Source organism: Sphingobacterium sp. WOUb80, from assembly GCF_050058145.1.
Classification (GTDB): Bacteria; Bacteroidota; Bacteroidia; order Sphingobacteriales; family Sphingobacteriaceae; genus Sphingobacterium.
In genome coordinates, this window is record NZ_CP165617.1 from 1,768,922 (window position 1) to 1,781,333 (window position 12,412).

Sequence of the window (12,412 nt, forward strand, 5' to 3'; positions counted from 1 at the left end):
AGAGTTCTACAATACGTCAGTTTTACCCCCAGCACCCCAAGAATTATGTTTTATGGCTATACCAAAAATAGCTATAAAAAATCCCCCTTTTTATCCCTGAAATCAGGTATTTTGTTCGCAAGGGGAAATAGCGCCTTTGACTTTATTTTAAAGTCAAATCATTATTTTAAAGTCAAATCATTCGGCAGAATTGCTTATTTTCGCTAAAATCAATGCCAACACGATACAGAATGGAAGAACTTTTCGAACAAACAATCACGAAACAAACTTTTACCCCTGAACTGAAGCAAGTTCAGGAATTCTACAAATGCACCTTTGAGCAATGTGATTTCCAGAACGCAGAACTCGTTGATCTCCTATTCACAAATTGTGAATTTAAATCATGCAATCTTTCCAATGCCAGTCTAAAGGGTACACAATTAGATCATGTTGTTTTTGATAACTGCAAAATGCTAGGCATACATTTCAATGAATGTAGTTCATTTTCCTTTCATGTCAATTTTAGCAACTCGGTTCTGGATTACTCCTCTTTTTTTGAAAGAAATATCAAGAAGTTCCAGTTTGAAGAATGTTCTTTGCAGCATGTGGATTTTGAACGGGCCAATCTTCAACAGGCAGTGTTTAAAAAAGCGAATTTGTTAAATGCCCGTTTTGTACAATGCAATCTCGAGGGCTGTGATTTTCGGTCTTCGATCAATATCCAGCTAGATCCAGAGGCGAATCGTATGAAAAAAAGCAAATTTGGTCAGGAACAACTGCCCGGTTTACTGCTTAAATATCAGCTGACTATTGATTAAATCTCGGAACTGCCATTCAACTACATCCCGAAAATCAATGTATACGATTGCGATATTTTGATTTATCGTTAAATAACGGATTTCAGGGATAAAACACCTTACTTTGAATCAGGATATTTGTCATTCAAAGTTTAAGAAGATGAAAAAAATATCCCTATCATTCGCAGCTATCTTAGCGGCCAGCACAATGTCGTTTGCGCAAATCAATAAAGCATTCAAGATCAACTATGCCATTACGTATTCCGTCGATCCTAGCGAAGAAGCGCAATCGGCTCCAGCTTCTGTCTATGAAGCTTATGTTAACAATGATAAAATAAAGGTTGTATCGGCTTCTGGAGACGGAGAAGAGTCCATCTTTCTTGTTAAAAAAAATGAAGAGCAGTCGGTTATATTGTACCCAGGACTAGCAAAATATGTCGTAAAAGAAAATGAACTTAGCCCACATGCGATCAAATTCGTTCCAAACCAGACGAAAATGATTGCTGGTTATCCCTGCAAACTAGCTCAGGTCGAAATTCCAATTTCGGAAGATAACGAGGAAAACAGCACCTTATCGATTTGGTATAGCGATAAACTACCGGTCGCCTATTGGGAGGGATTTGATCTGTTTAAAAAAATCCCCGGGGCCGTACTGCAGCTAACAACACCCCTGGGAATGAATATGATCGCGCAGACAATCGCCGATAGCCAACTGGACGACAAGGACTTTATCGTGCCTGAGGATTATGAGCAAGTAGCATCCATTTATGACGACGAAGAAGATTCGGAAGAGAGCAACCAGATTGCTGAAAATATGTATTTATTTGAAGATGCCGCAACTAACCTTGTGGGGGTGCAAGACGGCGAAGAAAAAACAATTGTACCAGCGCAATACCTGTACATCGCACCATTTGTTAGCGAACTTAGTATAGTTCAATATAAAAATGAAAAATATGGCGCCATTAATCTCACCGGCAAACCAATCATCCCCTTTCAATACGATTATTTAGGCTACGATGATCACCTTGGTCAACTGGTTTTTGGACTAAACGAAAAATATGGGGTCATGGATAAATCAGGCAAAATTTTGATTTCAGCAAATTATGACATGATATCATTCATTAACGGGGGGTATGCTGTATTTCAACTGAAAAATAAATATGGCGTATTGAATCAAACGGGCAAAATAATTGTGCCAGCAACGTATAGCTATATTTCTGAAAATAACTCAACGCATTTCGTCAGCATCGAAAACGACAGGTATAATCTTAATGATATAAAGACCAATAAAATCGTTGCGCTCGATTACGATTTAATTTCAATTACAGAAGAACCCAATCTCTTTCTTGCCAGTAAAGATGGAAAGTATGGTTATTTAGATGGTCAGGGAAAAGTAGCAATACCACTTATATACAGCGGAGCCACCTCTTTCAGTGATGGTGTGGCTTCTGTATCATTAGCGGATTCAGACGATGTCATTTTGATTAATACAAAAGGTGAACGTGTAGAAATAGATGCTGCGGCAGAGGCGACAGAGATAATTTAAGGAGCAGAAACAAAAAAAAGGCAGCAGATATATCTGCTGCCTTTTTTTTGTTATACTGTTGCTGATCATCGAAGATCAGTATGGGGTTATTTTTTCTTTTTAAACAGGGTTTTGCCAAGCGTAAATAAAATCACCACGATAATACCTCCTCCTAGGCCAAATAAAAGCTCTTTTATCATTCCTGGCAGAGCTGGTAGTGCATGGTGTAAGAAATCAATATAATGGGCGAATATTCCGCCTGAAACCAAAATTAAAGCAAATGTACCTACAACAGCCAATAATTTGATAACAAAGGGTAGCGCACGGACCAAAAACCGACCCAGGCTCGCAACAGGACCCTTTTCATGGGAGGTTTTAATCAATTTATAACCTGCGTCGTCCATTCTAACGATAAGTGCTACAATACCATAAACTCCAACTGTGGCTAAGAAAGCAACAACCGAAACCGTAATAATTTGTATAGATAAGCTTTTTCCTAGAACTGTTCCCAAAGCGATAATGACGATTTCCACGGAAAGAATAAAGTCTGTCGTAATAGCTGATTTCACCTTCGCTTTTTCAGCGGCAACTGAGTTTTCAGCAACGACAGCTTCTACTTTTGTTTCTTCCGTAGCATGTTTGCGATGGAACAGGTATTCAATAATCTTCTCAACACCTTCAAAAGCAAGATAGAAACCGCCCAAGATTAAAATATATTTGATGGCAATTGGAAAAAAGACATTCAATAATAATGCTATTGGCACAATGATCAACTTATTGAGCAGTGAGCCCTTTGTAATTGCCCATAAAACTGGGAGCTCGCGTGAAGCCAAAAAACCAGTCGCTTTCTCGGCATTAACCGCTAAATCGTCACCTAAGATTCCGGCAGTTTTTTTTGTTGCGATTTTACTCGCTACTGCTACATCATCCATCAACGCTGCAATATCATCTAGAATTGCAAATATTCCTGAAGCCATATTTATATAAAAATTGAACGTAAAAATATAAATTTAATTCAATTTTGAAATAAGGAATTTAATTCATTTGCAATATCAAGCTACATTACATTGGATTTAAATACGTAATTTTAATACCACAAGGACAACCATTATGAAAAATTCACTTACACAACAGGAACAGTCATTGCTACTTGAAACGCTCAAAGAAAGGTTTCATAAATTCCCTAAAAGACATCCAAAGATCAGTTGGGACGAGGTAGCTCATAAGTTACTTGAAAATCCCCAGAAATTATGGAGCTTGTTCCAAATGGAAAAGAGCGCTGGCGAACCCGACCTTGTTATTATTGATCCAAACAAAAAGCAGTATGCTTTTGTGGATTGTACAGCAGAAAGTCCTAAAGGAAGAAGAAGCCTATGTTTTGACCAAAGAGCCTTAGATGAAAGGAAGGAAAATAAGCCTATTGGAAGTGCTGTTGAGGAAGCTAAAAAAATGGGGACCGAGCTACTTTCTGAAGAACAGTATCGCCAACTCCAAATGTTAGGTGAATTTGATTTAAAAACTTCCAGCTGGATACAAACACCAGAGGCTATACGTAAGCTTGGTGGCGCCTTGTTTTGTGACAGACGTTACAATCAAGTTTTTACTTATCATAATGGTGCAATCTCCTATTATGCAGCACGTGGGTTTCGCGCCATTCTTTTTCTTTAATTAAACGTACTTAACCTTCAAAATATAAAACCTATATGAAAACAATTTTAATCGCCACCTTGCTCTTTTGCTGGGGAGCTGCTCAACCGATTTTTTCACAAGTATCTTTCCCTTCCTTCTTAGAAGGGACGTGGAAGGTTGACAATAAAGAGGAATACGAACAATGGGATCGTATAAACGAACATGAATTAAAAGGCCTTTCCTATGCGTTGAAAAATGGCCAAAAGATAGTCAGTGAATACCTAAAATTGACCAAAATAAAGGATAAAATCATATATACAGCACTGGTCATCGGACAAAACAATGGGAAAGAAGTTAATTTTGAGCTAAATTATCAGGATAGTACCTATTCTTTTGTCAATGAGGCCCATGATTTCCCCAATTACATTCGGTATACACCCGTCGCTACAAATCGACTTCATATTGTAGTGGAAGGAAAGTCGGGAAAACGTAGGTCTTTTTATGCAACTAAAGTCGTACCCACAACGACTGAGGCGAACCCAAATTACGATCAGGAGCTCGCAAAAAAATTAGGGGCTGATGATTATGGAATGAAATCCTACATCTTTGTCCTCCTCAAAACTGGCGAAAATAAAACAACAGACAAACAATTCATTAATGAATGTTTCAAAGGTCACATGGAAAATATCAATCGTCTCGTAAAAAATGGACAACTGATTGTTGCTGGCCCATTTGGAAAAAATGACAATAACTTTCGAGGTCTTTTTATTTTAAATAACATGGCTTCAATTGATGCGGCAAAGCATATTTTAGAAAGCGATCCAGCGATAAAAAATGGACTCTTGGATGCTTCATTTTACCCTTGGTATGGTTCAGCTGCATTGGCAGAATATCTTTCCCAAGTAGATAAAATCTGGAAAAAACAACATTAGCTCTTTGGTCGTGACATACCGTTGTCATTTATCGGTCTAACTTTGGGGAAAACTAAAAGACATGAAAAATAAAATAATCCCTTCATTCAGTATAATTGGCCTCGCCATCCGTACGAGCAACCAAGATGGACAGGCAGCTAAGGACATTCCGGAACTTTGGACCCGCTTTTTTAAAGAAGATGTATTAAGCCGTATTCCCAACAAGATATCCAGCGACCTCTACTGTATCTATACCGAATATGAAAAGGATCACACCTTACCTTATACCACTTTCTTGGGCTGTAAAGTAAGCAATCTTGAAGAAGTACCCGAAGACTTGGATGGTATTCATATCGCTGAAAATCATTATCAACATTTTACAGCAGAGGGAAGTTTAGAAGATGGTATCGTTTATGAAACTTGGCAAAAGATATGGAGTTCGGATTTACCAAGAACGTATGCCGCAGACTTCGAAATATATGGCGAAAAAGCCCAAAATCCACAAGACGCAAGGGTGGATATATACATAGGTATCCATTAGGGGGTATATCGTAACAAAAAGTATGTCGTAAGGTATTTATCATTTATTTTAAACTAAATAACACTTACCTTTGTGCCGACTTAAAGAAAAACATTATGCAAGGCAATACGACATACAGAAAAAAAGTTGTTCGATATAGCTATTTAAAATTAATTGGAAGTTCAGCTCTCGTCAGTATCATTTGTTGTTTATTGGCATATAGCCTCAAACACAGTACAGGGTATGTACAGGACGAACTGTTTGAAAGAGTATCTTCCTGGGATCCTAAACTATTTATTATTTTACCCAGCATAGGTATTACAGCTATTTACTTCTTAAGGAAATACGCTTTTCAAAACAGAAAAAACAAGGGGATCAAAGAAATCTATACGACATTGGAAACAAGAAAAGACCATTTGCCTTTTTTTAAGATTCCTTCACATTATATCAATGGTTTTCTAACGGTAATTTTTGGTGGTTCAACCGGTGTTGAAGTCTCCACAGTTGTTGCCACAGCCACAGTAGGCAACCAAGCGTATAAGCGATTACATCCTGCCTGGGCTTACAAAACCGAGTTGATCTGCGCAGGCGTAATTGCTGGAGTCACACTGTTGTTTGGAAGCGCATTGGGTGGTTTTCTTTTTGCATTTGAGGTAATTGCACGGCGATATAATAAGACTTTACTCATTAGTGGACTAACTTCAATGGCTGTAGCGTCCGTATTTGTTTATTACCTTGACGCAAGTCCATTATTTACATTTGAAGTAAAAGCATGGCGATGGCAGGCGATCCCTTTTGTCGCTATTTTAGGACTGATTGGTGGGATTTTAGCGTTATATTTCACTAAAATTGTAATTTATGCGAAGTCCTATTTTGCAGGCATAAAAAGTAATTTTATCCGTGTCAATTTGGGCGCAATCACTGTAGGGACGTTTATCTTTTTCTTGCCGGCACTCTATGGCGACAGCTATCATGGTCTTGGAGAAATTCTAAAAAGCAGTCTGCATGATTCTGTCAATGTACTATACTTTCTTCCGCTGATCCTGCTTGTTCTCTTAAAACCTTTTGTAGCCTCTTTGACGTTAGGTGCAGGTGGTGATGGCGGCGTTTTTGCCCCAAGTATTGTTACCGGTGCATTGTTAGGCGTTTTGTTTGCACAGCTTTGTAATCATTACCTAGGCACCCAATTGGTGGTTATTAATTTTGCTCTTTTTGGTGCTGCAGCAATGCTTTCTGCGGCTATACACGCACCATTTACGGCGATCTTTATTATCGCAAGCCTTGTTCCTTCAGGGTATTTATTACTAGCACCGCTACTCATCAGCAGTTTTATTGCGAAAGCACTGGCAAAAAAACTATATCCTTATAATGTATACACCTATAAGGAAGTGGCGATAGCCAAACCACTTTAATCTCACTCATTGATCAACAAACATGATCAAATTACAATAAAAAAGTGCCTCAAATACATTTGAGGCACTTTTTTCATGATTTAATCTTCCCTGCTCCCGTCATCTGCCATACGGACTAACTTGGGCGAAAACTTTGCCACGACATCAACAAGATCTTTTTGTGAAGCCATTACAGTATGGATGTCTTTATAGGCCATCGGCGCTTCATCCATCCCTGCCCCAAGCAACATAATACCTTTATCTTTAAGCATCGAATGGAGATCATGGGAAGATAGCGTTTTAATCGCTTGTGTACGGCTCATTAGTCGACCTGCCCCATGAGATGCCGATTGTATCGCATTCGACTCCCCTTTTCCACGAACCAAAAAACCGGGTGTAGCCATGGAGCCTGGAATAATCCCCATTACCCCTTTTGCAGCTGGCGTAGCACCTTTTCGATGGACAATAACCTCTTGACTATTCCAAGTTTCCTTCCATGCAAAATTGTGGTGATTTTCAACCTTCGCCAACAATTCGGCCCCTAAAGCCAACGTAATCTTTTCATGGATCACTTCATGGCAAGCTGAGGCATAATCGCCGGCGAGATTCATCGCTAGCCAATATTCTTGCCCTTCATGGCTGTCCAGGTCCAGATAGGCCAGATTTTCCGCTTGGTAAGGCAACTTACACAAAGATTTGGCCAACTTAGTATAATGTGCTGCAATGGTAGCGCCCATTCCCCTTGAACCTGAATGTGTCAACAAACCTAAATAGGCTCCGCTTTCAATGTTCAAAACCTCATCTCTTTCCTCAAATTCGACTATACCAAACTCCACAAAATGATTCCCCCCACCTGAAGATCCCAATTGCGTCCAGGCTTTATCCTTCAATGCGGAAAGGAAGCTGTTCTCAGTGAACAACTCGTTATCCAATACAGCATGATCTACACGTTCATGTCTCAAATATCCATTGCCAGCACCAAACTTACTATTACGCAGAATAATGTCTTTCAATGTCATTAAATTCTCTTCCAAAAACGAGGCTGGCAAATCAAAAATCGACAAAGCCATACGACAGCCAATATCGACACCGACCCCATAAGGAATCACCGCATTATTAGTCGCCAGTACTCCACCAATTGGCAACCCATATCCTTGATGTGCATCTGGCATCAATGCTCCCGCAACAGAAACAGGTAATTTCATGGCGACACTCATTTGTGTTTTCGCTCCTGTCTCGATCTCAGACGCGCCATAAATCGTATATTCCGCCGGAGTTTCGTTCAATGCAATTAACGACTTATCAACAGCTTCTTGCCCAAGTATGGCATGGGCCAAAATTCCGAAAACAGCATCTTCTGAATACCCGGTCGGATCTTCCAGGACAGACTTGAACTTTTCGAGCATTTCTACCCGCGTAAAACCGTGTCTTTTACTATTGATCTTTAATGCCACGCCCAAGGAATGATTCTCTTTATACCCTAATGCAATTAAATCATTGCCATTTATCCTCTTATTTTCCATTTTTTACTTTCTTTTTTGATGGAGCCGCCATACAACTTCTCCAAAGCAGGTAACAACATCTCTTTACGTTGCTACCTGCACCTCTTTCAACTTATTAATCTTTTATTTCACAAACAATTGCTTGAGTTGGTCAACAATTTGTCCATTTCCGGAAACCGAAATCGTATTGATCTTTTCAGCAATCTTTTCGACATATTCCATTTCCTTCAATTTAAACAACATACTGTTTTCTTCCATCAGCTTCGCAGTATTCAACAAACTCCGTGTTGAAGCAGTCTCTTCACGACGCATGATGCTATTTGCCTGCGCCCTCTTCTCCGCAATCAACACCTGGTTCATGATATCCCGCACATCTCCTGGTAGAATAACATCTTTAACGCCGCAGGTCAACAATGTTATACCCAAGCCCGCGACTTGTGGCAATGTGTTTTCTAAGACATACCCCTGTATTTCAGTCTTTCGCTCCATCAACTCGTCCAAAGTCATCTGGCCAATATAGGACCGTAAGGTCAACTGCATCAATGAATACAATTGCTTTTCATATTCTTTATTATCCAATAGCGCTTTGACAATATCCACAATTTGATATTGCAGCGTGAAATTGATTCTGATCTGTGCCTTATCTTTGGACAAGATCTCCTGTCCTACCACTTCCAGGGTCAAGACTCTCATATCAGCTTTTGAAATCGCTATGGTTTTTGTATTCTTCCACCAACAATACGTTCCTGACTTCAAAATATCCACAAACACACCGTCCACAAAAAGCAATGCTTTCTCATTTGGGTCAATCTTATATTGACGTACATAATAGCCTAAGCTCTGCTTCTCCAGCAATAGACGATTAACAGATGCAGGGATCTCAATCTCCGTAATGTCTTCCAATTGAAATCTGCGTTCACGCAATTCCTTCCAAAAAACATGCCTGCCAGACGCTAACGTCTTTTCAAAATTACCATTCAAAAAAACAAGACAGATCTCCGTATCACCCACTTCAACGATATCGACCAATTCGCGAAAACCTGTCAACTGCAACAGTACATCGACATTGCGACCGGAAGGAAATGGATGAGTAGTCGTGTACTTCTCTAGTTTTTCACCAAATCCCAACCAGTAGTTACCGGATTTCAAAACACGGATCACCGCATTGTTTTTAACAACCAATCCGATTTCGTCTGTAGTTATCTGTACTCTTTTCATTGTATATTCTTTTAAATTTTCATCATTTCTATTATAAAACCTGCTATTTTTTATCCCTTGACCTCAAGCGGGATTCAAAAGTCCGGGTGCCTGCTTTTACAAAAAAAGTCAGTGAACAAATACCCCATCTTATTGGTCATGACTTTTTAGTATAAATGCAAATACCACATCTTAGGAATCTCAGGCCATCAATCAATTGCTCCGTCACTGAAAACAGCACATAAGCAGGATAAAAGATAGCAAGCTTCTACCAAATGACCTTTTTAAAGAAGATCTTAACTTTGAACGTCCGAATGAACAGTTCGGTGCAATACCCTTATGCTATTCCATCCGAAAATGGAAGTGGGATTCGAACCCACACGATTGTGTTGTTGTTCTAACCAGACTGAACTATCCCGATTGCTCAGGAGTAGGAATCGAACCTACGACCCACAACTAACTGCTATGCTCTACCCTTGAGCTACCTTTTTTACAGGAGAGGATTCGAACCTCTAACACTAGCATTTTCCTCTCATCTTCTCGTTTTATCAGTATATTGAATCTCATAGAGGACAATACTAACCTGCTATATTGAAACAGGTGACCAGGATGCCATCTGAAGAAGAAAGGCTTCTTTATACTTTACGATAAAGTATATATCTTAAAGCTTTTCGCTATAATTTCCATCAAAGAACGTTTGTCATTGTTGACATTACAAATATCGTTGGGTTAATGCGCAGGGAATTGGCGTAACAACAAAAAGAAATATTAAAAATCTAAAAATAAACATAAAACACTGATATACAGAAAATAAAAATAAATGAATTAGTATAAAAAAAAATAAAATCCCTTAACTACGCAGATTCATTGCGTCCATACCGCGCACGATACACGCACGGAGCACTGCTTTATTTCAGAAAGAATGGGAAATTGGATTTTTGGGTGAATATTCTGTCGAATATAGCGGAAATCCGTGATCACGTTATGCGATTTATATCCTAATTTTATACCTAGATTAAGACAATATCAAAACATGAAGAGTTTATATGCAACAATAGTGCTGTTTTGCATGCTAGCAAGCTGTACAAATTCAGCGCAAGACCATAAAAGTGCTACTGCAAATCATCCTGCAAAGCAAATACCATTCAAAGACGGCACAAGGACAGCGGAGCAGGACACGGCAGTGGGTCAGCATCAGCAAGCTGAAACCTGGTTGAAAGGAATTTTTCAATGTACAGGTTCCGCATCTGGAAAATATTGTTACTATCTGGATAAAGAGGATGCATTATGTACCAAGCGATTCCAAGCCTTTTTAAAAGATGCCAATGAAATTTACGGACCATCTAACCTCACGGATGAAGAACTACCCAAAGCTGAGGCAGCTTACAAGGCCAAATGGAAAAAAATCTATCCCTTATATACGGAGGAAACCTGGTTATTTGGAAGAGGTAATGATGACGCATTGGATATCAAGGATGTTAAAATCGACAAAATAACGGAAAGCAAATTTATCGTATTTATTGATTATGGTGATAACATCCGAACAAAAAATGAAGTTCAATTGGTCAATGAGCAAGGTTCCTATAAAATAGATTACTGCAAGACGACTTTCCTACACTAAACGTTCCCTCCAGCATTGAAAATGCCAATTTTCTAGACAATAAATTGGCATTTTCAATTTATGATTATTTGCTACTTTCAATTAAGCTTGGGAACTATTATTCCATTTGACAACATTTCCCTGATGAATAAGCCCATCCACGGTCGAGATACGAGAAACTGCTTCTGCCGAACAACTAGCATCGACAAAAAGGAGGCTAGCATCATCTCCTACTTTTGGCCACACGGAATTTCCCTGGTCATCAAGCGGAATTTTGCCATTGGTCGCATAACGAAGGCAACGGGATAGCTCGAATTCAGTTTCATAACCATACAATTGTGCGGTGAGATTAGCTTTTTGAAGCATATTACCACTCCCGAAAGTACCCCAATGGTCCTGAACATTGTCGTTCCCTACAAAAACTTCCACTCCCGCCTTTTTCAATTCCCGAAATGGCATCAACATATTGCGGAAGGGAACCGAACTACATATGCCAACTTTTGATTCTGCCAGTCGCTCGGCTGTATATTCTAAGTCTTTTTTCGGCATGTAGCCTAAGGCGAAAGCATGACTGATAAATGTACGTCCCTGCAAAGCCGGATTTTCCAATGCTTTATCAATCAAATAATGAATAGTCTTCACACCTGATTCTCCACCTTCATGCAAGTGGATATCGATTCCTTTATTATTATCCAATGCAAGTCGAACCGTCAAGTCCATCGGTTTCTCGATACTGCCATCAATACTAAATGGATCCAAACCACCAATAAAATCTACTTGATCCCATTTTGCAACTTCCTCCATTAACTTCGCGGATTCTGTATAGAATAAGCCATGTTGGGGGAATGCGACCAGTTCTGCAGCAAAGGAATATTTTAAATGTTCCAGCGCCAGTAACAAATGCTCCAATGACTTTGTCCCCGATGTTGGATCTACATTAAAATGAGTGCGTGCAAAATTTGTTCCGTATCCCTGCAATAACCCTATTAATTTTTCGGCCCGTTCAACAGAGGTTTTCAACAATTCAGGGATGATTACCTGTTCCTTGGCAATCATATCTTTTACAGTCCTGTTTTTCGGAAATATCGCCTTCCAGGGTAGACCATATAATGTTTTATCCAGATGAATGTGCATATCACGGAATGGTGGTAAGGCCAATTTACCTTTCACATCAAAGCCTTTTCCATTCGTCGCCAATTGCGCCGGCTCAATATTTTTTATCTTATTTGCCTCAATTTGAATATCAAATAATGCCGTTTTCGTAGCAACAATTTCTTCTTTCTCATAAAGAAAGCCTGTTTCTAGCAAAACATTCTTCAACAAATAAGTATCTTGATTTTGATTGATTTCATTCATGCCTA

11 protein-coding genes are annotated in these 12,412 nt (G+C 39.2%); 7 read left to right on the plus strand and 4 right to left on the minus strand.

What is annotated here, in order from left to right:
• Positions 1-230: 230 nt before the first annotated feature.
• Both AB1Z56_RS07205 and AB1Z56_RS07210 read left to right on the plus strand, forming a co-directional pair.
• Positions 231-797: a pentapeptide repeat-containing protein gene (locus AB1Z56_RS07205; RefSeq protein ID WP_426791563.1), complete on the plus strand. Its 567-nt coding sequence runs from the start codon at positions 231-233 to the stop codon at positions 795-797.
• A 139-nt stretch (positions 798-936) separates the two neighbouring features.
• Positions 937-2,322 carry a WG repeat-containing protein gene (locus AB1Z56_RS07210; RefSeq protein WP_426791564.1) on the plus strand — a complete coding sequence of 462 codons (1,386 nt, stop codon included), beginning with the start codon at positions 937-939 and terminating at the stop codon, positions 2,320-2,322.
• An 86-nt stretch (positions 2,323-2,408) separates the two neighbouring features.
• Here the strand turns inward: AB1Z56_RS07210 and AB1Z56_RS07215 are convergent, their stop codons facing one another.
• Positions 2,409-3,278 carry a DUF808 domain-containing protein gene (locus AB1Z56_RS07215; protein ID WP_309359227.1) on the minus strand — a complete coding sequence of 290 codons (870 nt, stop codon included), beginning with the start codon at positions 3,276-3,278 and terminating at the stop codon, positions 2,409-2,411.
• Positions 3,279-3,411: 133 nt separating this feature from the next.
• On the opposite strand from AB1Z56_RS07215, the gene AB1Z56_RS07220 reads away from it, so the two are divergent.
• From AB1Z56_RS07220 to AB1Z56_RS07235, 4 genes are all read left to right on the plus strand, one after another.
• Entirely contained in the window at positions 3,412-3,969 is a 558-nt protein-coding gene (locus AB1Z56_RS07220) for a DUF4256 domain-containing protein (protein ID WP_426791565.1), read from the plus strand.
• 35 nt (positions 3,970-4,004) lie between these two features.
• Complete coding sequence (locus tag AB1Z56_RS07225) at positions 4,005-4,862, plus strand: DUF6265 family protein (RefSeq protein WP_313263203.1); 858 nt, start codon at positions 4,005-4,007, stop codon at positions 4,860-4,862.
• Between the two features lie 61 nt (positions 4,863-4,923).
• On the plus strand, positions 4,924-5,382 hold the full coding sequence (locus tag AB1Z56_RS07230) for a GyrI-like domain-containing protein (RefSeq protein WP_426791566.1): 459 nt from the start codon (positions 4,924-4,926) through the stop codon (positions 5,380-5,382).
• Between the two features lie 95 nt (positions 5,383-5,477).
• A complete protein-coding gene (locus tag AB1Z56_RS07235; protein WP_426791567.1) occupies positions 5,478-6,773 on the plus strand; it encodes a chloride channel protein in 1,296 nt (431 codons plus the stop codon).
• Between the two features lie 80 nt (positions 6,774-6,853).
• Here the strand turns inward: AB1Z56_RS07235 and AB1Z56_RS07240 are convergent, their stop codons facing one another.
• Both AB1Z56_RS07240 and AB1Z56_RS07245 read right to left on the minus strand, forming a co-directional pair.
• On the minus strand, positions 6,854-8,275 hold the full coding sequence (locus AB1Z56_RS07240) for an RtcB family protein (protein ID WP_426791568.1): 1,422 nt from the start codon (positions 8,273-8,275) through the stop codon (positions 6,854-6,856).
• 102 nt (positions 8,276-8,377) lie between these two features.
• Positions 8,378-9,472 (minus strand): slipin family protein, encoded by a 1,095-nt coding sequence (locus AB1Z56_RS07245; RefSeq protein WP_309359215.1) that lies wholly within the window; start codon positions 9,470-9,472, stop codon positions 8,378-8,380.
• A 1,012-nt stretch (positions 9,473-10,484) separates the two neighbouring features.
• On the opposite strand from AB1Z56_RS07245, the gene AB1Z56_RS07250 reads away from it, so the two are divergent.
• The gene (locus tag AB1Z56_RS07250) at positions 10,485-11,072 is read left to right on the plus strand and encodes a hypothetical protein (RefSeq protein WP_426791569.1); all 588 of its coding nucleotides are present in this window, start codon (positions 10,485-10,487) and stop codon (positions 11,070-11,072) included.
• An 81-nt stretch (positions 11,073-11,153) separates the two neighbouring features.
• Here AB1Z56_RS07250 and AB1Z56_RS07255 read toward each other — a convergent pair whose 3' ends face one another.
• The gene (locus AB1Z56_RS07255) at positions 11,154-12,407 is read right to left on the minus strand and encodes an amidohydrolase (RefSeq protein ID WP_426791570.1); all 1,254 of its coding nucleotides are present in this window, start codon (positions 12,405-12,407) and stop codon (positions 11,154-11,156) included.
• Positions 12,408-12,412 lie beyond the last annotated feature (5 nt).